Origin of the sequence: Veillonella parvula (assembly GCF_024461875.1) — a bacterium.
Taxonomy (GTDB): domain Bacteria; phylum Bacillota; class Negativicutes; order Veillonellales; family Veillonellaceae; genus Veillonella; species Veillonella parvula_I.
In genome coordinates this window covers 382155-405128 of record NZ_JANGAL010000001.1, presented here as the reverse complement: position 1 = coordinate 405128, position 22974 = coordinate 382155, and the positions used below count along the sequence as shown (strand labels likewise).

At 36.8% G+C, this 22974-nt stretch carries 23 protein-coding genes; 1 reads left to right on the top strand and 22 read right to left on the bottom strand.

Annotation, left to right across the window (positions count from 1 at the left end; translation table 11 throughout):
- Window positions 1–9: 9 nt before the first annotated feature.
- From radA to NE668_RS01865, 5 genes are all read right to left on the bottom strand, one after another.
- Window positions 10–1383: a DNA repair protein RadA gene (radA, locus tag NE668_RS01885; RefSeq protein ID WP_024061849.1), complete on the bottom strand. Its 1374-nt coding sequence runs from the start codon at window positions 1381–1383 to the stop codon at window positions 10–12.
- Window positions 1384–1546: 163 nt separating this feature from the next.
- A complete protein-coding gene (locus NE668_RS01880; RefSeq protein WP_227036998.1) occupies window positions 1547–3994 on the bottom strand; it encodes an ATP-dependent Clp protease ATP-binding subunit in 2448 nt (815 codons plus the stop codon).
- Window positions 3995–4228: 234 nt separating this feature from the next.
- Complete coding sequence (locus NE668_RS01875; RefSeq protein WP_024061851.1) at window positions 4229–5290, bottom strand: protein arginine kinase; 1062 nt, start codon at window positions 5288–5290, stop codon at window positions 4229–4231.
- Window positions 5291–5299: 9 nt separating this feature from the next.
- A complete protein-coding gene (locus NE668_RS01870; protein ID WP_024061852.1) occupies window positions 5300–5839 on the bottom strand; it encodes a UvrB/UvrC motif-containing protein in 540 nt (179 codons plus the stop codon).
- A 6-nt stretch (window positions 5840–5845) separates the two neighbouring features.
- The gene (locus tag NE668_RS01865) at window positions 5846–6325 is read right to left on the bottom strand and encodes a CtsR family transcriptional regulator (RefSeq protein WP_004696020.1); all 480 of its coding nucleotides are present in this window, start codon (window positions 6323–6325) and stop codon (window positions 5846–5848) included.
- A gap of 213 nt (window positions 6326–6538) precedes the next feature.
- Between NE668_RS01865 and NE668_RS01860 the strand changes: the two genes are divergently transcribed.
- Entirely contained in the window at window positions 6539–7045 is a 507-nt protein-coding gene (locus NE668_RS01860; protein WP_004696023.1) for an S-adenosylmethionine decarboxylase family protein, read from the top strand.
- Window positions 7046–7125: 80 nt separating this feature from the next.
- On the opposite strand, the gene NE668_RS01855 is transcribed toward NE668_RS01860, so the two are convergent.
- From NE668_RS01855 to thiL, 17 genes are all read right to left on the bottom strand, one after another.
- Window positions 7126–7809, bottom strand: coding sequence for an HAD hydrolase-like protein (locus NE668_RS01855; protein WP_227037000.1), 684 nt, complete (start codon window positions 7807–7809; stop codon window positions 7126–7128).
- A gap of 1 nt (window position 7810) precedes the next feature.
- The gene (gene sufU, locus NE668_RS01850; RefSeq protein WP_004696027.1) at window positions 7811–8236 is read right to left on the bottom strand and encodes a Fe-S cluster assembly sulfur transfer protein SufU; all 426 of its coding nucleotides are present in this window, start codon (window positions 8234–8236) and stop codon (window positions 7811–7813) included.
- Window positions 8237–8250: 14 nt separating this feature from the next.
- Entirely contained in the window at window positions 8251–9480 is a 1230-nt protein-coding gene (locus NE668_RS01845) for a SufS family cysteine desulfurase (protein WP_227037001.1), read from the bottom strand.
- Between the two features lie 12 nt (window positions 9481–9492).
- A complete protein-coding gene (locus NE668_RS01840; RefSeq protein WP_004696032.1) occupies window positions 9493–10539 on the bottom strand; it encodes a SufB/SufD family protein in 1047 nt (348 codons plus the stop codon).
- Window positions 10540–10548: 9 nt separating this feature from the next.
- Complete coding sequence (gene sufB, locus NE668_RS01835) at window positions 10549–11958, bottom strand: Fe-S cluster assembly protein SufB (RefSeq protein WP_004696034.1); 1410 nt, start codon at window positions 11956–11958, stop codon at window positions 10549–10551.
- Window positions 11959–11966: 8 nt separating this feature from the next.
- Complete coding sequence (gene sufC, locus NE668_RS01830; RefSeq protein ID WP_004696035.1) at window positions 11967–12710, bottom strand: Fe-S cluster assembly ATPase SufC; 744 nt, start codon at window positions 12708–12710, stop codon at window positions 11967–11969.
- Between the two features lie 294 nt (window positions 12711–13004).
- Window positions 13005–14261, bottom strand: a complete 1257-nt coding sequence (locus NE668_RS01825) for a diaminopimelate decarboxylase family protein (protein WP_227037002.1) — start codon at window positions 14259–14261, stop codon at window positions 13005–13007.
- A 63-nt stretch (window positions 14262–14324) separates the two neighbouring features.
- Window positions 14325–14741 (bottom strand): DoxX family protein, encoded by a 417-nt coding sequence (locus NE668_RS01820; protein WP_004696040.1) that lies wholly within the window; start codon window positions 14739–14741, stop codon window positions 14325–14327.
- Window positions 14742–15074: 333 nt separating this feature from the next.
- Window positions 15075–16700, bottom strand: a complete 1626-nt coding sequence (gene groL, locus NE668_RS01815; RefSeq protein WP_004696042.1) for a chaperonin GroEL — start codon at window positions 16698–16700, stop codon at window positions 15075–15077.
- A 112-nt stretch (window positions 16701–16812) separates the two neighbouring features.
- Window positions 16813–17094 carry a co-chaperone GroES gene (groES, locus tag NE668_RS01810; RefSeq protein WP_004696047.1) on the bottom strand — a complete coding sequence of 94 codons (282 nt, stop codon included), beginning with the start codon at window positions 17092–17094 and terminating at the stop codon, window positions 16813–16815.
- 131 nt (window positions 17095–17225) lie between these two features.
- Complete coding sequence (locus NE668_RS01805) at window positions 17226–17804, bottom strand: ANTAR domain-containing response regulator (protein WP_227037003.1); 579 nt, start codon at window positions 17802–17804, stop codon at window positions 17226–17228.
- Window positions 17805–19196, bottom strand: coding sequence for a sensor histidine kinase (locus NE668_RS01800; protein WP_119563064.1), 1392 nt, complete (start codon window positions 19194–19196; stop codon window positions 17805–17807). It abuts the gene before it with no gap.
- 2 nt (window positions 19197–19198) lie between these two features.
- Complete coding sequence (tsaD, locus tag NE668_RS01795; RefSeq protein WP_155086188.1) at window positions 19199–20230, bottom strand: tRNA (adenosine(37)-N6)-threonylcarbamoyltransferase complex transferase subunit TsaD; 1032 nt, start codon at window positions 20228–20230, stop codon at window positions 19199–19201.
- On the bottom strand, window positions 20227–20676 hold the full coding sequence (rimI, locus tag NE668_RS01790) for a ribosomal protein S18-alanine N-acetyltransferase (protein ID WP_004696055.1): 450 nt from the start codon (window positions 20674–20676) through the stop codon (window positions 20227–20229). The genes tsaD and rimI overlap by 4 nt, the downstream gene beginning before the upstream one ends.
- A complete protein-coding gene (gene tsaB, locus NE668_RS01785; protein ID WP_227037004.1) occupies window positions 20676–21434 on the bottom strand; it encodes a tRNA (adenosine(37)-N6)-threonylcarbamoyltransferase complex dimerization subunit type 1 TsaB in 759 nt (252 codons plus the stop codon). The genes rimI and tsaB overlap by 1 nt, the downstream gene beginning before the upstream one ends.
- Window positions 21418–21912 carry a tRNA (adenosine(37)-N6)-threonylcarbamoyltransferase complex ATPase subunit type 1 TsaE gene (tsaE, locus tag NE668_RS01780; protein WP_227037005.1) on the bottom strand — a complete coding sequence of 165 codons (495 nt, stop codon included), beginning with the start codon at window positions 21910–21912 and terminating at the stop codon, window positions 21418–21420. The genes tsaB and tsaE overlap by 17 nt, the downstream gene beginning before the upstream one ends.
- Window positions 21902–22882: a thiamine-phosphate kinase gene (gene thiL, locus NE668_RS01775; RefSeq protein WP_008601113.1), complete on the bottom strand. Its 981-nt coding sequence runs from the start codon at window positions 22880–22882 to the stop codon at window positions 21902–21904. Before thiL ends, tsaE begins: the two co-directional genes overlap by 11 nt.
- Between the last annotated feature and the right edge of the window lie 92 nt (window positions 22883–22974).

Below are 22974 nucleotides of genomic sequence, written 5' to 3'. Positions count from 1 at the left end.
ACCTCCTAATTATGAAAATACGAGTTGCATCGCCTCTTGTATAGATTTGACGCCTCTAATTTTGATAGAACTATCATTGTCCTTGATTTGTTTATAGTTGCCTTCAGGAATAATAAACTTTTTAAAACCTAATTTCTTGGCTTCATTTATACGCTGTTCAATGCGAGGAATACTGCGAACATTACCAGTTAAGCCTACTTCACCTAAAATTACCATATCTGTTGGAACGATTCGATTTTTCAGATTTGACACAATGGCAACCGCCATAGATAAATCACAAGCAGGTTCATTTACCTTGAGACCACCGATGACATTTACATACACGTCTTTATTGCCTAATGTAAAGCCACAGCGTTTTTCTAAGACTGCTAATAATACAATTAATCGGTTAAGATCATAACCAATCGCCGTACGTCTAGGCATACCAAAGGCCGTAGTAACGACCAAGCTTTGTACCTCTACTAAGATGGGCCGAACCCCTTCGAGGTAGATCATAACAGCACTGCCACTTTCTTCATCGGAACGCTCTGCCAAGAGAGAAGCAGATGGATTAGATAATTCTTGTAACCCTTCCTCTACCATGGCAAAAATGCCTGTTTCTGATGTAGAACCAAAACGGTTTTTAATGGACCGTAATATACGGAATTGATAAGAACGCTCCCCTTCAAAGTAAAGCACTACATCTACCATATGCTCTAACATACGAGGCCCTGCAATATTGCCTTCCTTTGTTACATGACCAATGATTACAGTAGGTATATTTCGTTCTTTACAGAAGCGAAGTAGACGAGATGTGCATTCACGAACTTGACTAACACTGCCTGGCGCAGCATCTATATCTCCAGTATACATAGTTTGTATAGAGTCAATGACTAGTAAGGAAGGAGTCATTGCTTCAGCTTGCTCCAATATATGATCTAGATCAGTATCTGCAATAACTTGTAACCGTTCACTATTAATATGCAGTCGTTCTGCTCGAAGTTTAAGTTGTAACTGAGACTCTTCACCAGATGCATAAAGAACTGTTCCTACTGTATCGGCTACCTTCTGGGATACTTGTAGTAACAGAGTAGATTTACCAATACCAGGATCACCACCTAAAAGCATTAGAGCACCAGGCACTATGCCACCACCTAATACACGGTCAATTTCACCAAAGGTTGTAGATACGCGTGCAATAGAAGAAATTTCGATATCTGGCAAGGCGGTAGGCTTCGCCGTTTGATTTCCAACACCTTGAGAAGGTGTTCGACTATGTTTAGTTTCTTTAATGATTTCTTCAACTAATGTATTCCATTCTCCACATTGTGGACAACGGCCCATCCACTTAGAGGATTCAGCCCCACAATTTTGACAAAAGAATACAGATTTTGCTTTTGCCATAACACCTCAATACATTTAAAAAGAAAGGTCATGAATGATAACCATTCATGACCTTTTATGCATAATTTTACTACATGGTTAACTATCATCATTCTATAGTATACCATTTAACTTATATTTTTTATATGAAAGGTAGTCATCAACTGTATAATTTGTATTTTTATCATATTGATACAACAAGATCGTTATCCTTTGCATCTGCTTTAATAATTTTACCTTCTTTTGCATCTCCTTTCAAAATAAGATCGGACACTGGGTCCTCAATTAAACGTTGAATAGCGCGTTTTAATGGTCGAGCCCCCATTGTGAAATCAGAGCCCTCCTTAAAGAGTAATTTCATAGCCTCAGGAGAGATTTCTAATTGTAAATCGCGCTCTTTAAGGCGTTTTGTAACATCACTCATCAATATAGTTACAATTTCTTTTAAGTCCTCTTCTGTTAATGGATGGAATACAATCATTTCATCGATACGGTTTAAAAACTCAGGTCTAAAATGACGTTTCACCGCATCCATTACCGATTTCTTAGCCTCTTTAAAATCAATTCCTTTATTTTCATCTACATTAGAATCAGACTTTTTAGCTGCTAAGAAACCAAGTTCTGGCGAGTTTTTATGTAAAGCTTTAGCACCTAAGTTACTTGTCATGATAATAACTGTATTTCTGAAATCAACAGTTCTTCCTTGACTATCAGTAAGACGACCATCATCAAGAACCTGTAACAAGATATTAAAGAAATCTGCATGTGCTTTCTCTACTTCATCGAGGAGAATAACGCTATATGGTTTACGACGTACCGCATCTGTTAATTGGCCACCTTCTTCATAGCCTACATAACCTGGAGGGGCACCGACTAAGCGAGACACAGTATGTTTTTCCATATATTCAGACATATCAAGTCGAATCATAGCAGATTCATCGCCGAACAAGGAGGATGCAAGCGCTCTTGCTAGCTCAGTTTTCCCTACACCAGTTGGCCCAAGGAACAAGAATGAACCAATAGGCCGTTTTGGGTCTTTTAATCCAGCCCTTGCACGGCGTACAGCTTTAGCTACAGCAGTAACAGCCTCATCTTGACCTACTACGCGTTTATGAAGTTCTTCTTCCAAATGTAGTAAGGTTGCAGACTCTTCTTCTGCAATTTTAGCCACTGGAATGCCTGTCCATTGCGCTACTACAGCAGCTATGTCTTCCTCTGTTACTATTAATTTTTGATCGCTTTTTTCTTTAGCGATAGATTTTTTATCACCAATTTCTTTTAATAGTGATTGTTCTTCATCGCGAAGCTCTGCAGCCTTTTCGAAATCTTGAGACGTAACAGCAGCTTCTTTTTCTTTCTTAACTGTATTAAGGCGATCCTCTAATGCTTTAACATCAGGTGATGCAGAAAATACTTTCATACGAACCTTAGATGCAGCTTCATCGACTACATCGATAGCCTTATCAGGCAAGAATCGATCTGTAATATATCGGCTAGATAAAGATACAGCTGCTGTTAATGCCTCATCTGTGATCTTAGCCTTATGGAAAGCTTCATACCGATCTCTTAATCCCTTTAAAATTTCAAGAGCATCCTCTTCGTTAGGCTCTCCTACTTGAACGGGTTGAAAGCGACGCTCTAAAGCAGCATCTTTTTCTATATATTTCTTATATTCATCAAGTGTTGTGGCACCGATAACTTGGAATTCACCTCGTGCCAAAGCAGGCTTTAAGATATTAGCTGCATCCATAGCGCCTTCAGTAGCACCTGCCCCAACCAATGTATGAATTTCATCTATAAAGATAATCATATCATCATGTTGTTGTACTTCATCAATGGCTTTTTTCAACCGTTCTTCAAACTCACCACGGTACTTGGCACCCGCTAACATAGAACCAATACTTAGAGAAATAATGCGTTTATTACGTAAAATCTCCGGTACATTACCAGTCACAATACGCTGTGCCAAGCCTTCGGCAATAGCTGTTTTACCTACACCTGGTTCACCAATAAGAACAGGATTATTTTTAGTTCTACGGCTGAGAATTTGAATGACTCGTTGAATCTCCGTATCGCGGCCAATAACAGGATCAATCTTACCTTGTTTAGCAGACTCATTAAGATCAGTTGCAAAATCTGACAGCTCACCTAAATCATTATTGCTATTTATTCCCTCTTGACCACCATTATTGCTACCTTTATTCGAGCCAAGAATACTACGAATTGCTTCTACTACATCATTACTACGTATATTCATAGCTCGTAAAATAGCAACTGCAACACCGCTACCATCGCTAAGCAGGCCCAATAGAATATGCTCAGTACCAACGTAATTGTGATTCATTTGATTTGCTACTTGAATGGCAAGCTCAAGTACATGTTTAACGCGAGGTGTCATATATATTGACGTTGCCTTTTTATTACCACGTCCTACATGTTCTTCTACAGCTTCAAAAATATCTTCTGTAACAAGTCCAAGCTCTTCTAAAGCTTTAGCTGCTACACCATTTTTAACCTTTGTAAGGCCGATGAGTACGTGTTCAGTACCGACATAGTCATGTCCTAACTCCAAAGCAGCCTCTTGAGCTAACGAAAGAACACGCTGTGCATCGTCTGTAAACCGTTGCATCATAATATCACCTCATCTATCTATGTAAATTGTAATTATTTCTTTTCAAATATATATAAACAATGGTGAAATAACCATTAGAATATCAAAAATAATATTAAACTCTATTAATCTATTATGCTATCTAGTATTAATATTTACTATTTTTTAAAAATCTCTTAACAGTAAACTAAGAAAATTATATAAATCAATCTATACAAAATAAATAATCATGCATTAATTATTTATGTACTTATATTAATTTGAAAGTTTTTGACGTATCACCTTTGCACGATAGCTGTCGCGATCGGTATCTGTCAAATTTTCACTACCTAAGTATTTAGAGAGGAAGTTTGGTCTAGTTATAGCAACAAGCTCATTAAAAGTATCTTTACCCCAGAATGGTAATATTTCTAAATCTACACCTAATTGAATGTCACTAAGCTTACTAAGTGCCTCTTTACCGCTTACACGTCGTGCATATTGTAAAATTCCATAGGATCGCCAAAGTATATCTTCCAAACCTTCTTTATCGTTGTGTAATAAAGATTGCCGTGACTTTCGTTCTTCTGCAATAATTCCTTCTACGATTTTAATCAATTGCTCAATAGTTGCTTCTTCACTAATACCCATCGTTCGTTGATTAGAAATCTGGTAAATACAACCTAAAGCTTCGGAACCTTCCCCATACAACCCTCGTACAGAGTAACCTAATTGTATTATGTTACGAATAAGTCTCGTAATACGACCAGATAAAGTCAATGCGGGTAAATGTAACATAACAGAAGCCCGTAAACCTGTACCCACGTTAGTGGGGCAAGCAGTTAAATAACCAAATCGCTCATCAAAGGAATAAGGGTATTTTGCTTCGATAGCTTTATCAATTTGAACTGCATGATTATAAGCTTGTTGCAATTTAAGTCCTGGAGCCATAGATTGAATACGTAAATGATCTTCTTCATTTACCATAATTGCGATAGAAGCATCATCAGATACGATCAAATTACGATACGGTAATTGTTCCTCTAAAGCAGGACTCATTAAATGCTTTTCAACTAAGACAGCACGTTCACGTTGACTTAATTGCTCAAGGCTAATATTTGTATATTGGTGCTCATCAGCCTTTTTTAATATTGGCAATAGGCCTCGAGAGATTGTATTCACTTTTTCTAAGGAAACTGTATCTTCACGATTCGTAAACAATATATCATCAAAATTTCTCGCCAATCGTATACGGCTTGAAATTACAATGTGGTCTGTCGCCTCTGTATCCTGACACAGCCACTGACTTAGCGGAGAGTCCAATATAGTATCTAACATAAGAACCTCCTATTCGTTATCACCATCAATGATAACTTCTAGATTTTTAATTTTATCTCTCAAAATTGCAGCTTCTTCAAAGTTTTCAGCTTGAATAGCTGTATCTAATTGACGGCGCAATTGCTTTACTTCATACTTTGCTTTAAAAACATTAGTACCACGACTAGGTATAGTCCCTTCATACTCAGAACTACCTTGTATTCGTTCTAATAATGGATTTATTTCACTATTAAAAGTCTCATAACATTGACCACAGCCAAACTTACCTACCCGATTGAATTCATCATAAGTAATACCACACTGAGGGCATCTCTTAGATTGATGAGCTTTTAATAAGTTATCTGGATACACCATATTCTTAAAAAAATCATTAGTAAAAAAGTTATTATCCCACATATCATTCATAAAAGAACTATAAGGAGATAATTTCCCAGCTTGTTGTAACTCGGTGGCACAAGCACTGCAAAGATGTTGCTCAGTCTTTTGATTATTTATGATATTAATCATATGGATAGTAGCTTCATTTTTATGGCAATGATCACATAACACAAATCATCACTCCTTCCGCAAAGTGTCCACCATTGATGCATATAATTGACGAACAGCATCATTACGTTCTTCTACGTCTACATTTTCAATTAATGTAGCAAAAGAATTATGCATCAATTGAGCTTCACGACGAGTAATCTTTTCAGATTGTAATAATTGAAATAATGATTGATCTACATCTCGCATATCAATTAATCGTTCTACCGTATTTGGACCTTCATAAATCCGATAAGTTGTAACAGCAGGTAAAGAATCTGAACTTTCTGGGTTAATTTTTTTGATTCGAATATATCCACCCAAGCCACGTCTTGACTCAACATCAAAACCGCGCTCATTAGAAAAACGCGTACTTAATACGTAACTAATTTGGGATGGCGCACAATCTAATTCATCAGCCAATTCATTACGCTTTAAAATTAGCTTTTCTTGTTCTTCACGCATACGGTCTAATATAAATTTTTCTATTTTATCAGCTATCATACTCATAAAAAACACCCCTTTAAAGTTTATTTACTATAGTTTTGACTATTTGTTCTTTAGCATAACTCTATTATATTTGACTTTTTGACCTTAGTCAATATAAAAGTCAAATTTTATAAAAATAACGTTTGACTTTTAATGTATTCTCATATAATTGGACTTAATCCTTAAATCTATGTATAATAAATGAGATATTATTTTCTGAAGGAAGGTGTTGTTATGGCAGAAGCATTAGGACAAGAACTGTTAATTGATTTATATTCCTGCGATGAAGACGCAATTTCATCCGCTACAGCTGTACAGGAAAGTGTAGCAACCGCATTTGACTTAGCTGAACTTGATGTAGATGAAATCAGTTGTCAAGTTATGGACGAGGAAATCGCCCTCCTTTCTGTCGCACCAGGTTTTCACTTTACATTGCACACATATCCTGCACTTGGTTATGTAGCAGTTGATTTGTATTCCTTCGAGCAAACATTACCGCTTACATTAATTATGAAAGCCTTACGTAAGTCTTTTAGAGCTGAAAAAGTAAAGGCAACAAGTGTACAACGTGGTGACTTTGGTAACGAACGTGATATGAAGCCACGTCGCAAAACTAAAATTACTACACTTGGTCGTGTTTCTCGTACACGTATCCAACTCAAACAAACAGGGGGCAAGTTGAAAAAACAAAGTGCTAAAGTTATCAAAACATTAGCTAAAAAAAGTGGCCTAAAAAAATAATATAAAATGAAAATGCAAAAAAGCTAGAGGATTCCCTCTAGCTTTTTATTTGGGTTGATATGTAATTCTATTTATATAGCTTATCTACGAACCATCATTTCTTCAAGATTGAGAACATCAGCAATTTCATCAACATCGTCACAGATATATTCGGCATCCGCTTCTTTTAACTCAGATTCCGTACCATAACCATAGGTAACGCCAATGGAGATACAGCCAAGTTCATTAGCTGCTTCTACATCGTACTTACGATCTCCAACCATGAATGTCAATCGACGACCATTTTCATCAGTTAATGGGTTACCACATAGCGTGAGAACTTTTTCAAGAATTTCTTTTTTGTGTAACAATCCCGCTTCGTAATTAGCACCAACAATAACATCAAAGTATGGTGTCAATTCAAAGTGATCAAGAATATCTTTAGCATAATGTTCTGGTTTTGCAGTAGCTACAGCTATAGTATATTGTTCAGTTTTGCATTTAGCCAATAAGTCTACAATATTCGGATATACTTTATTTTCAAATTTACCGATGGTACCATAACGTTCACGGAATTTAAAGTATGTTTCTTCCGCTTGCTCAAAGGTCAAACCACAATGTTCTTGGAAAGCATCTACCAATGGTGGTCCTAAGAACAATTGTAATGTTTCTTCATCAGGTACAGTATAACCGAAATGTTCCAATGCAAATTTAATGCTTTTAAGAATACCTTCTTGAGAGTCAGTTAAGGTTCCATCTAAATCAAATAATATCGTTTTCTTCATATTATTTCTTTAAAGCCTCTTTCAATGTATGCCATGCAAGAACTGCACATTTTACACGTGCTGGCATATTAGAAATATTTTGTAGAGCCATAGCATCTTCTAATTCTTCTAACTCATTTTCATCGGTAATCTCTTTTTTAATCATACCCAAGAAAATTTCTACTAAACGAAGTGCTTCCTCAACAGATTTGCCCTTAATGATATCAATCATCATAGATGCAGATGCTTGGCTAATAGCACAGCCAGAACCTGTATATGCAGCATCTTTAATGATACCATCTACTACATTGAGTTGTAATGTTAGATCATCACCACAACTAGGGTTATGTCCATGTTCAGAATTTGTAAATTCAGATAATTCATGCTTATTACGTTTATCTTGGTTATGTTCCAAAATAAGTTCCGTATATAATTGATCCATTTCCATTAGTGGTAATTCTCCTAATCTTTAAAACCCATTACTGAACGAACAGTCTTTAATACTTCAAGGAATGCGTCTAAATCTTCCTTGCGAGTGTATAAGTACATACTTAAACGAGTAGATGCAGATACATTGTAGAACGCACCTAATGGTTGTGCACAATGGTGACCGGAACGAACGCAGATCCCCTTAGAATCCAAAATTGTAGCTACGTCATGAGGATGTACATCATCTACAGTGAACGCAATAACGCCATGTTTTTCCTTAGGATTTTGAGAACCAATAACATGGACATGTGGCAATTCAACAATCTTAGGAAGAATATAAGCTACTAACTCCTCTTCATAGGCTTCTATAGCATCCATTCCAAAGGATTCCAAATAGTCAATAGCTGCATGCAAGGAAACGGCACCATCAGCATTTGGAGTACCTGCCTCAAACTTATATGGAAGCTCATTGAATGTAGCAGTTTGCTCTTTTACATACTCAATCATATCGCCACCCAATAGGAATGGAGGCATAGTTTCTAATAAATCACGTTTACCGTATAGTACACCAATCCCTTGAGATGCACACATTTTATGGCCAGAGAATACGAAGAAATCGCAATCCAATGCTTGTACGTCAATTTTTTTATGAGGGATAGATTGAGCACCGTCTAGAACAACAATAGCACCTACAGAGTGAGCCTTCTCAGTTAATTCTTTTACTGGGAATTCCATACCAAGCACGTTACTAACATGAGCGAAAGCAACAATTTTAGTCTTTTCATCAATTTTATTGATTTCACCATCTTTTAAGTGCCCATGTTCATCAAGATACATGTATTCTAAGGTTGCCCCCGTCTGTTCTGCCACATATTGCCATGTTACAAGATTCGCATGATGTTCAGCAACAGTAATGACAATCTTGTCACCTTTTTTCACATTATGAAGGCCATAGCTGTGGGCAATCAAGTTCATTGACTCCGTACTATTACGTGTAAATATAACCTCTTCTCGTTCGCGAGCATTGATAAATTCAACTACGCGATCCCGTGCATTTTCATAGTCTTCAGATGCTTCAATGGCTAAAATATGAGAACCACGATGTGGGTTACCATTACGTTGTGTCATATGTTCCACAACACGGTCAATTACGGACTGTGGAATTTGAGCAGTAGCACCGCTATCTAAATAGATAACACGATGCCCATTATGCTCTTTATGTAATATAGGAAAATCTTTGTATGCTTCTGCAATTGGTCTCATAAAAACGCCTCTTTAAATTTTATTACGTACAGCTGCTAACGCTGCTTCTTCAATCGTTTCATCACCAATGCGATCAATAATAGGTCGAATCATAGATTCAACAATGATATGTTTTGCCTCTACCTCACTAAAGCCACGGCTCATGATATAGAACAATTTATTATGATCAATTTGGCCTGCACTTGCTGCATGATTACCAACTACATTATCTTCTTTACACAATAAAAGTGGTAACGAAACAGATTTTACAGTTGGATCTAACAATAAGCAAGTATCTTCTTCTGCACCTTCAGAAGCTGTTGCTCCATTAAGGAAATCAAGGGTCCCTCTGAAGGATTTTTTAGAATTGCCACTAAGAGCACCTAAGGTATGAATATCACTAAATGATTTTTTACCACCATGACTCATAACCATAGAAATATCAAATTTTTGCTCTTTATTACCAAGATAAGCAATGTCATGAACCATACGGGATTCTTGACCTACTAAATCATGATAGTAATTCAAGATGTTTTCACTGCCACCAATTTCAATATTGATGTATTCTACATCTGCTTTTTCTTCTAATTTAGTGTATCGATGCTCGATATGTTGTACATGTTCAGGCAAAAGATTTACCTTTTTTACTACAACCTTACCAGCTTCTTTCACATCGTATTCGTTTAAATAGCTAACATTTGTCAATGCATCGCCAGAACCAGTTACATAGAATTGTACTTCTAGCTCAGCACCTTCACCAACGATAAATTGGAAACGGTTTGCCACACGAGCATTAGCATCAATGCGGATGCCTACAACTTCTTTCGCCTTAGGAGGCACATTGATAGCATAGCCTTCCGCTTTTTCAACTAATACATGAACAGCTTCTTTATTAGCACCTTCATAATTACCATCTAGTAATGCTGTACCAACAGGTAATGGTGAAAGTATATCTTTATTAGCTTCCACAGCGATGGATTGTACCGCTGTATCTTCTCCAGCTAGAGAGCTTACAGTATGATTAACGCGCAACCATCTGAATGTCGGTCTAGGGAGTTCATTAAATAGTAATTCGCTCATAATTCCTCCTTAACCGATAGAACCTTCTAATTCAAGATTGATTAGATTGTTCATTTCTACTGCATATTCAAGTGGCAATTCTTTAGAGATTGGCTCTACGAAGCCACGAACTAGCATCGCACGAGCTTCTTCTTCGCTAATACCACGAGTCATAAGATAGAAAATTGCTTCGTCGGAAATACGACCGATTTTAGCTTCATGACCTAAATCCACATTGTCATTTTCTACGATAATAGCCGGAATTGTATCAGATTGAGACTCAGCATCAAGCATCAAGGATTCACAAGAAACTGTTGCTTTGGAATGTTCAGCTTTAGGGCCAATCTTCAAAAGGCCACGATAAATTGCAGCGCCACCGGATTTAGAAATGGATTTAGAGTTAACATTACTTGTTGTATATGGTGCATTATGTACCACTTTACAACCTGTATCGAGGAATTGTCCTTCACCTGCGAATGTTACACCTGTAAATTCAGCATGTGCACCTTCACCGTTGAGAATACTCATTGGGTACAAACAAGAAACTTTGGAGCCAAAGGAACCAGATACCCACTCAATTGTACCATTTTTACCTACTACACAACGTTTTGTGTTAAGGTTGTACATGTTTTTAGACCAGTTTTCAATTGTAGAATAACGCAATGTAGCATTATCTTTAACGAACAGTTCAACAGCGCCTGCATGAAGGTTAGACACATCATACTTAGGAGCAGAACAACCTTCGATAAAGTGCAATTTAGCCCCTTCTTCTACGATAATCATCGTATGTTCGAACTGACCAGCACCTGGTGCATTCAAACGGAAGTAAGATTGCAATGGAATCTCTACTTGTACACCTGCAGGAACGTATACGAAGGAACCACCAGACCAAACGGCACCGTGAAGAGCAGCCCATTTATGGTCTGTAGGTGGAATTAATGTCATCCAGTATTTTTTTACGATTTCTTCATGTTCATGTAATGCTGTTTCGATATCAGTATAGATAACACCTTGCTTAACAAGATCTTCTTGAATACTGTGGTAAACAACTTCAGAATCATATTGAGCACCAACACCAGCTAGAGATGTTTTTTCCGCTTCTGGAATACCTAAGCGGTCAAAAGTACTTTTAATTTCTTCTGGAACTTCATCCCAGTTTTCTTTCATATCTACTTTAGGCTTAACATATGTATGAATATTTGCCATATCTAAGCCCGAGATATCAGGAATCCAATTCGGAATGCCCATGCGATTATAGATTTCCAAAGACTTTAAACGGAAATCGAGCATCCATTCTGGTTCATTTTTATTAGACCAAATCTCACGGATAATATCTTCTGTTAAACCGGCATCAGAGATATAAGAATATTCAAATTCGTTCTTTATATCATAGACGCCACGATCCATATCCGCGACTTGGGTTTTCTTTCTTTCTTCCATTATGCCTCCTATGCTAATGCTTTGTATGCGTCATAACCTTTTTCTTCGATTTCACGTACAAGAGAAGCATCACCAGTTTTAACAATCTTGCCATTGATCAACACATGAACATAGTCTGGTTTTAGTTTTTGTAAAATTTGGTTATGATGAGTAATGATTAATACAGCATTTTCTTCGTTATGGAAACGTTGTACACCTTCAGATACGATACGCACCGCATCTACGTCAAGGCCAGAATCAGTTTCATCAAGAATAGCCAATTTAGGATTCAAAATGGACATTTGAAGAATTTCATTCTTCTTGCGTTCACCACCAGAGAAGCCTTCATTTACATAACGTTGCGCATAAGATAAATCAAAGGATAATTCATCCATTTTTTCTTTCAATTCTTTTTTGAAAGATAATGCACGTACATTTTCACCAGTAATTGTGGATTTAGCTGTACGAATGAAGTTTTCTACAGTAATACCAGGAATAGAAATTGGATTTTGGAAGGACATAAAAATACCCGCTTTTGCACGATCATTTACTGCATCTTCCGTAATATCCTTACCATCAAAAATGATAGAACCACTATCTACTGTATATGTAGAGTTACCCATGATTGCATTAGCAAGTGTAGATTTACCAGCACCATTTGTCCCCATCACAACATGAATTTCACCTTTATTAATTGTTAAATCAATACCTTTCAAGATTTGTTTCTCTTCAACAGATACCTTTAAATCTTTTATCTGAAGTAATTCAGCCAAAATGTTCACTCCTTTTATTTGTATGTAACCATAAGAAACATACACTCATTATATATAAAACGTATATACTGACACATATAAAAAGGCGGTACGCACTAACGTGAATACCGCCGTAATTCTCGCCAACTTAGCAAGTATGTGCATAACAATCTACACTCATTATACATTCTTATCTAAATGATAGCAAGATATTCCTACTAAAATATACAGGAATTAAAAGAATATCAAGTATTACATATATTGATAGGTTTTTATTAATATTAATTCTCATCCTATTCGATTCTCAATATTAAATTATAGATTTGAAAAATCAAGAGTTCCAAATAAATCATCATATGTTTCAGCACGACGAATTTGTATAACAGAGCCATCTTTATGTAGCAATAACTCTGCAGAACGTAATTTACCATTATAATTGAAACCCATAGAATGTCCATGTGCACCAGCATCGTGAATGACGACACGATCTCCAATATCAATTTTTGGCAGCTCTCGTTGAATAGCAAATTTATCATTATTTTCACATAAGGAGCCTGTTACATCATATACATGATCCTTGGGAGCATTTTCTTTCCCCATTACGGTAATGTGATGATAAGAGCCATACAACGCCGGACGCATAAGATTTGCCATACAAGCATCTAAACCGATGTAATGACGATAAATATCTTTTTTATGAATAGCAGTAGAAACAAGATAACCAAATGGACCTGTTACCATACGCCCACATTCATAAGCCAATGCTACATCATTAAGTCCATTAGCTACTAAAATTCGATTATACGCTTCTTCTACACCCTTGCTTAATACGCGGAAGTCTACTGGTGTTTGTTCTGGTTTATAGGCTACACCTACACCTCCACCTAAATCAATAAATTCAACAGTGATACCAAGTTCTTTTTTAATATCTACAGCAAGATTAAAGCAAAGCTCTGCTGTACCAACTAAACCGTCAATATCAAGTTCGTTAGAAACAACCATTGTATGAATACCAAAGTGTTTTACACCTTTAGCTTGTAATTGTTTGTACGCTTCAAATATTTGTTCGCGTGTCATACCATATTTAGCTTCTTCAGGAAGACCAATAATTGTATTGCCCCCTTCTTTTAAAGAACCCGGATTATAACGCACGCAGAATGTATCTGGCAAAGAGCCATGATTTTTTTCTAAATATTCGATATGTGTAATATCATCAAGATTGATGATTGCACCCATTTCAAGTGCCTTTTTATACTCCACATATGGTGTATCATTAGATGTGAACATAATATCATGGCCCGTAATACCCACTTTTTCACATAAAAGTAGTTCTGCTAAGGAAGAACAGTCTGCGCCAACCCCAAGCTTTTGTAACAAACGCATGATATACGGATTTGGAGTTGCTTTAACTGCAAAATATTGCTTAAATCCCTTATTCCAAGAGAATGCATTGATGAAAGATTTCATATTCTCAATAATTCCTTCTTCATCATAAATATGGAATGGAGTTGGATACTGAGCAATAATATTTTCTAATTGTTCTGACGTGAATGGAACTGTTTTTTTGTTCATGATAACCTTTCTACATAAATAAAAGACTCATCAGCCGATGAGTCTTTTATTCTAATTTCCTAATTATTTAAATAAAGCTTTATCTAAACTAAAGCGACCAGCACCAGCAAAGAATAACATAAGTGCACCAAAGCCTAATTGAGATGGGTAGTCCCAGCTAAAGAAACTACCATTCAAACTCACAATAGTCGCAGTTGCTAAAGTACCTACAACTAGAATAGCACCAATACGTGTAAATAATCCTACTGCAATGAGAATACCACCAATCATTTCTGCAAGTGCTGCCATAGTGCCTAGCATCTCATAACCACCGGATACACCTAAAGGTGCTAACATAGTCCCTACTTTGTAGAGCCCTTCAGCTCCGCTAAGCCATTTTAAATATCCATGATAAAACATGGAAATGCCCAATGCAAGGCGATAAATCAATAAGCCAAAATTTACATAATTAGGTTTACTTTTAAAAATAAAGTTCAACATAGTGATCCTTCTTTCAATTCAAATATAACAAATCGAATAAATTCGATACGCTAATTATACTATTAGAGAATAACTATGTCAATAAGACTCACTATTAAATTCTATAGAATTATATCATACATTGTATACAAAATCAATTTTATCGATGTAATCAACATAATCTAGTCACTTTAAATCTGGTCAGCTTGAATATAATAATATCTTATTTAAAATATTACACCCTTACAATAGATTAATTTATCAGTAAAAAATAATCCTAATGAATATGAAAAATGTAATTCACAATTCATTAGGATTATTATATTTCTTATAAAATTAATTCTAAGCAGCTGATTACATCATACCGCCCATACCACCCATTGGAGGCATTGCAGGAACTGCTGCATTTTCATCTACCTTATCAGCTACGATTGTTTCAGTAGTTAATACAAGAGATGCGATAGATGCGGCATTTTGAAGAGCAGAACGAGTGACTTTTGCAGGGTCAACAATACCAGCTTTAACCATATCGATGTATTCTTCAGTCAAGGCATTAAAACCTACACCAGCTTCAGTATTTTTAACTTTTTCTACTACTACAGAACCTTCGAGACCAGCGTTGTATGCGATTTGACGAAGTGGTTCTTCTACAGCGCGTTTTACAAGGTTAATACCAGTTTGAACGTCACCAGTAGCTTCCAATGTATTCAATGCAGGGATGATATCGATGAATGTAGTACCACCACCAGCTACAATACCTTCTTCAACAGCTGCACGAGTTGCATTCAATGCATCTTCAATACGAAGTTTCTTATCTTTCATTTCAACTTCTGTAGCAGCACCTACTTCGATAACTGCAACACCACCGGACAATTTAGCTAGACGTTCTTGTAATTTTTCACGGTCGAAATCAGAAGATGTTTCTTCAACTTGTGCACGGATTTGGTTAACGCGTTTAGCAATTACATCTTTATCACCTGCGCCATCGATGATTGTAGTTTCATCTTTAGTGATGCGAACTTGACGAGCTGTACCAAGATCTTCAAGCTCTACAGAATCAAGCTTGCGACCCATATCTTCAGTAATAACAGTACCGCCTGTTAAGATAGCGATATCTTCAAGCATAGCTTTACGACGATCACCAAAGCCAGGAGCTTTAACGGCTACAGCTTTGAATGTACCACGCAAACGGTTTACTACTAATGTAGCCAATGCCTCCCCTTCTACATCTTCAGCGATAATAAGAAGTTCTTTGCCTACTTTTACTACTTTTTCAAGTGTTGGCAACATATCTGCGATGGCACTGATTTTACGATCAGTGATCAAGATATATGGGTTATCCATAACAGCTTCCATACGATCAGGGTCAGTTACCATATAAGGGGAAATGTAACCACGATCAAATTGCATACCTTCTACTACATTTAATGCAGTTTGCAAACCTTTGGATTCTTCAACAGTAATAACACCGTCATTACCAACCTTTTCCATAGCTTCAGCAATTAAACCACCGATTTCTTCGTCAGCAGCGGATACGCTTGCAACTTGAGCGATTTCAGCTTTACCAGAAACTTTGATGGAGCGTTTTTTGATTTCTTCAACCAATGTTTTAACAGCCGTTTCAATGCCTTTTTTCAAGATCATTGGATTTGCACCAGCTGCTACATTGCGCATACCTTCTTGAATCATAGCTTGCGCCAATACTGTTGCGGTAGTAGTACCATCACCTGCTACGTCATTAGTTTTAGTAGCAACTTCTTTTACTAATTGAGCACCCATGTTTTCAAATGGATCTGGAAGTTCAATATCGCGAGCAATGGTTACACCATCATTTGTAATTGTTGGGGAACCAAATTTTTTATCCAACACAACATTACGACCTTTTGGACCTAATGTAACTTTTACAGCATTTGCTAATTGATCGACGCCACGGCCTAAAGCGCGACGAGCTTCTTCATTAAACAAGATTTCTTTTGCCATATGTATTACCTCCTAAATAGTAACACTATCCAATGTAACGAAATATATGTGCCCTTAGGCAATATAGAATGTATCATCAGTTTTTATAGTCATATAGACTATAAATCAGCGATTATAATACTGCTAAAATATCGCGTTCGCTAATAATCAAATGAGTAGCGCCATCGATTTCTAATTCGCTACCAGCATATTTTGCAAACATAACAGTGTCGCCAACTTTAACTTCTGGAGCTACACGTTGACCATTGTCATATACTTTACCAGCACCTACAGCTACAACTACACCTTCTTGAGGCTTTTCTTTAGCTGTATCAGGAAGGAAGATACCACTTTTAGTTTTTTCTTCTTTTGCTTCTAGACGGATAAGAACGCGGTCAGCTAATGGTTTTAACATATAATGTCACTCCTTTTTACTAGTTAATCTCCATAATTTATTAGCACTCTAACTCATTGAGTGCTAATCACAAGTATTATTATAACCGAAGTTAAAATAATTGCAAGTACTAATTTTGATTTTTTGACTTTTTAGATATTATTTGACTTATTAGACTGTTTAATGATGAGATTACATGTTTCTATAATAGATATTTGTTTATTCATACTTAAAGTGCGGATTCGATTATACGCTTCCACTTCAGATATAGAATATAGTTCCATTAATATACCAGTTCCCTTTTGAATAATTTTACGATCTTCTAATGACTGTTCTAGCTCAGCCATCTTTTCGCGCAACTGAGCATCACTTTTATAGCGACCTAAAGCCATCTCTAAGGTAGGAACTAACTGTTCCTCCCGTACTGGTTTAATTAAATAGCCATATACACCAGAATCTCGAGCCTTATCGATTAAATCTTGCTGGCTATAACTTGTTAATAATACTACAGGTGCTTCATGGTGAAAGCCAATTTGACGTGCCGCCTCAATACCATCTAATGCTGGCATCTTAACATCCATCAATATAATATCTGGCTTATGTTTTTTACAAAGTGCTAAAGCTTCAACACCATTTGTACCTTCTGCAACGACTTCATGACCACAAGACTCAATAATATCTCGTAAATCCATACGTATTAGGGATTCATCATCCACGATTAAAACGCGCATTTATGCCTCCTTTTTCATATATATCGTCACCAATACACCTGTTCCAGTATTTTCTATGGATAAACTTCCTTTTAATTCATGAGTAACTAAATTATTAATAATTGTTAAACCTAACCGTTTATTAGACGAAACAGAAAAATCACTAGGCAATCCTTTTCCGTTATCTGTAAAAGCCAGTTTAATTGTACTACCTGCATCAGTAACTGCTAGATGAACATTTCCACGATTCCCGTCTAACCCATGTTCTAAGCTATTCGTAATCAATTCATTAATAATAAGAGATACATAACTCGCCATATGAGAAGAAATTAGCATATCTTCGCCACTGTAAGTAAAAGTAACCTCTTGGTCTTGTCGCACCATACTCATACGCAACAAACGACATAATTCATCGTAAATTGATCGTATACCAATATAATCCTCATCGTAATGAGACACTATATCGTGAACTAGAGCCATGCTCTCGATGCGATTAATCCCCTCTTGGAGTGCTTGCTTTACATCTGGCAAGCTAGAGCGTCTCGCCTCCATACGCAATAACCCTGCTACAGTTTGTAAGTTATTTTTTACACGATGATGAACCTCTTTGATAATGGAATTTTTAACCAATAATTCTTGTTGCTGTTTACTTTCACGAGTACAATCATGAAGAACTAAAAAGCACCTCGTTTCATTGCGCCCCATAGCAATAGGAATCATATGCTGACGAATTACCATATCTTGATAGATTTCTTCATTTGTACGTATACTTCTATCTAATAATACCTGCTGTATAGCGGACATCTTTAAGGTACTGCTAAAAATTGATGAACCTACCAAGCGACGATCAAAGCCTAATACATCTACTAACTTCATAGCTGCATCGTTAGCATACAGTATTTTATAAGTGTCGTCGAAAATAATTAAACCATCAAAATAGGACATAGGTTCGTAAGACAATATTTGTTCATCAGTAGCCGTCAGCATAAGACGTTGCATCGTATCAGACAAAAGGTATTCTTGCTCATATTGTTCTGCCTTAATAGATGGTGATAATGTAAAAGATATACCCCCAATAATACGACCTCCGTTGTCTACGATAGGAAAGACATATTGACGCTGCTTGTCATCTAACCCGATAAGTGGTTGACCATCTTTCATCATAGCATGCCACGTATGACTGCCTTTTAATTGACGTGTAGTAATCCCTTGATCACTGCGTTCTATGCATAGCATATCTGCACATTGTTGTGATCTCTCACCTTGTCCTGTCTCTAGTAGGGGTGTAAAAATCTGTATCCTTTGACGAGTTAAAGACTCGCCAAAGGATATGAGTTTACTAATATGCTCAAGTAATGAGGTTTGTAATGGTCCTAATGGTGTTCTATTTAAAATATCTTGACCAATATCCACGATTAATCCTCTTTCCAAGATACGTATCCAATTTCAACACTAGGCTTTGCATTCAATGTTAAATCGCCAAATTTTCCAGCCTGCGCCATATAATAAGCTCGACATCCAATCATGGCAGCATTGTCAGTAGACAATATTTTATGTGGTTTGTAATAAGTAAAACCTTCTTCTACACACATAGCTTCTAAAGCCTTTTGTAATCCTTTATTAGCTGATACACCGCCAGCAATAGTAATACGACTTTCACCTAAAGTATGTGCGGCATCTTTCGTCTTTTCTACTAACACATCTACGATGGCCTTTTGAAACGATGCGGCCACATCAGCTTGATTAATAGGCTCATTCTTTTGTTGCTTACAATTTAAATAGTTTAAAACTGCGGATTTCAAACCACTAAAGCTAAATTCAAAATTACCTGGTTCACTTAAAGCCTTTGGAAATTCAATAGCCTCTGGATTCCCTTCAGCGGCAAGGGCATCGATATGAGGGCCCCCTGGATAAGGGAATCCCATAACCCGTGCAATCTTATCAAAAGCCTCGCCAGCTGCGTCATCTCGTGTTTGACCAAGAACATCAAAATCTTCATATCCTTTTACATGTACTAACATGGTATGACCACCAGATACAACAAGACTTAAGAACGGAGGCTCCAGTTCTGGATTAGCTAAAAAGTTAGCAAAAATATGACCTTCCATATGATGCACTGGCACCAAGGGAATCCCTGTAGCAAAGGATAACCCTTTTGCAGCAGCTACACCAACTAATAAAGCCCCTACAAGACCTGGCCCATACGTAACACCAATATGATTGATATCTTGTAGAGTCACATTCGCATCACGTAATGCTTGGTCTATAACGGGTATAACTTGTTCTATATGATGACGTGATGCAATTTCAGGTACAACGCCACCAAATTTTCTATGTATTGGTACTTGGCTTGAAATAACATTAGACAAAACGGTGCGCCCGTCCTTAAGGACAGAAGCAGAGGTTTCATCACAGCTACTTTCCAAGGCTAATGTGTATATACTCATTCTATTTCCTCTGAAACGAGAGACATAATATAAGCATCTTCCGTAGGCTCTGAATAATAATCTTTACGAATTCCTTTTACAGAAAATCCTAAATTTCTATACATAGCCAATGCTGCTAAATTAGATATGCGCACCTCTAAGAAAATTTCTTTCATACCTCTCGTAAGACATTCATCTATTAATTGCTTGGTAAGTTTTGATCCATATCCCTTACCTCGTGCGGAAGGAATAATAGCGATATTCGTTATTTGACCTTCATCGTATACAAGCCAAGCACCTGCATATCCAACAATTTTGTTCTCCTCACAAATTACCATATATAATTTATTTGATGCCCCTTCTAACTCAACGAGAACAGATTCTAAACTCCAAGGAACAGAAAAAGACTGTTGTTCAATAGCATAGATAGCTTGAGCATCATCTATTGTAGCCAAACGAATCTCCATTATTCGACTCCCGCTGCCTCAGTAACTATAACTGCAGGATTTTGGTTCAACATTTCAGGATTATCCTTATGGCGTTCTTCCCATAACACTTCTGCTTCTGAGCGTCGAATATAATAAGGAACCATATCCATAGGATCAGAACTCTCTTCAGAGTCTACCAATCTACGGCCAGCCAGTAATAGAGAACTAGCTTTTGGAATACGTTGCGAGATATCTAAAATTGTTAAATTTGTATCACTTTCATCTAATAGCTTTTCTATTCGCTTAACGCCATCCCCAAGGAACACTACATGTTCTTCAGATGCTCGGAGTCGATCTAATAAATCATTAGCAGCAATGACAAAAGGTTCCTCTTTACAAACCAATTCATTATCATCATATTTGTAGATACCTGCATAAACATGTTTTTTCTGAGCATCGATAATAGTACAAATCGTGCGGTCTGTATAAGCTACATTACGAGCTAAACTATCCATGGTCATTACACCATATAAAGGAATTTGTAAGGCATAAGCCATAGCTTTGGCTGTTCCCATACCAATCCGTAACCCTGTAAAAGAACCAGGCCCAATGCTAACCATAATACCTTTTAATTCACTTTTTTTAACTTGAGAGGCTCGTAATAACATATCAATATGAGGTACCAACTGCTCAGAATGAGTCAATCCAGCTTGAATGGTCAATTCCCCAATTAGGCAACTTTCATCCATTAAAGCCACACTCGACACAAGTGAGCTCGTCTCAATCCCCAACCACATATGGGCCTCCTATTTCTACTAAATCATCCGCTGTAAGGTAATCACTAACTAATGTAATGGATCGGCTTGTATCATCAATGCGCGTTAAATAAATCCATAGTGTTTCATCAGGCAATTCATGAGGAAATTTATCAGCCCATTCTACAATGGATACGCAATCTTCTGTATACTCATAAAAGCCAATATTTTCCAGTTCACTAATATCTTCCAAGCGATATACGTCAAAATGATATAAATGAGTTCGATTCACATCATAGGTATTCATGATGGCAAAGGTAGGACTCGTAATTTCTTCAATAACTCCAAATCCCTTTGCAATTCCTTGCGACAAATGTGTTTTTCCTGTCCCCAAGTCACCAACTAGTGCTATACAAAGAGGGTCCCCATTCTGTTTAACCCATGCGCCTAATAATTTACCAAATTGTTGTGTATCTTCTACTGTATAAGTCTTTAAATGAACCTGTACCTTATCCTTCATGAAAATGATTATATCCTTTCGCTTCTACAGTCTTAATCGTTTTATCAGGTGTTACCATTTGAACCCGTGGTGGGCCAGATAAAACTTCTCCAATCAACGTAATGCCTGATAGCTTTTCCAATTCCGAAAGTAGCGATTTTGGCGCCGTAAAGACTAACTGAAAGTCTTCTCCACCATACAAAGCATAATCTACTGGATTAGTTTGTAAATGCTTAGCTAATTCGTAAGTCTCCTCGTGTAGAGGGATTGCTTGTTCTTCAAATACAATGGAAACATTACTAGCTACAGCGATTTCATTCAATTCACTTCCTAGTCCATCGCTAATATCATTCATACTATGGATACCAAGTCGTCGCAATTTTTGCCCCAATTCAATCTGTGGTTCGGGACGTTGATGCCCCACTTTGGTCATATCATAGCCTACTAAATTATATGATAACGCTCCTAAGCCTGTGGCTGCATAACCTACATAGTTTGTAACACCTACAACATCTCCTACTTTCGCACCACTTCGCATAACCGCAGTGCCTTTAGGAACCTCTCCGATAATTGTTACAGTCCAAACCATGGGCCCTTCTGTACGTACAGTATCTCCACCCAATATATTGAGTTGATATCGCATACATTGATCTTTAATTCCCCTATAAATTTCATCAAGAATGACTGTATCAACATGGTCTGGTACGGCTACAGATAATACAATTTGTCTAGGAATGCCACCCATAGCCGCAACATCACTTAAATTAGCCGTCATAAGGCGATACCCAACATCATAGGGCATCATATAGTGAAAGCTAAAATGAACACCTTCCACCATTGTGTCAGTGCTTATCAATTGCTCTGTATTTTGTTCTGCTTTATAAATAGCACAATCATCACCAATACCATACACTACAGTATTAGGATTATATATTGTGTTATCTTGAATTTGGCGAATGAAATTAAATTCCCCTACATCTTTTAATTGCATCTGATCACCTAGTTTCCGTTTATTACTTATTGTATTGTAACATATATAAAAGACAACAAAAATAGCAGATAGTTGATATAACAACTATCTGC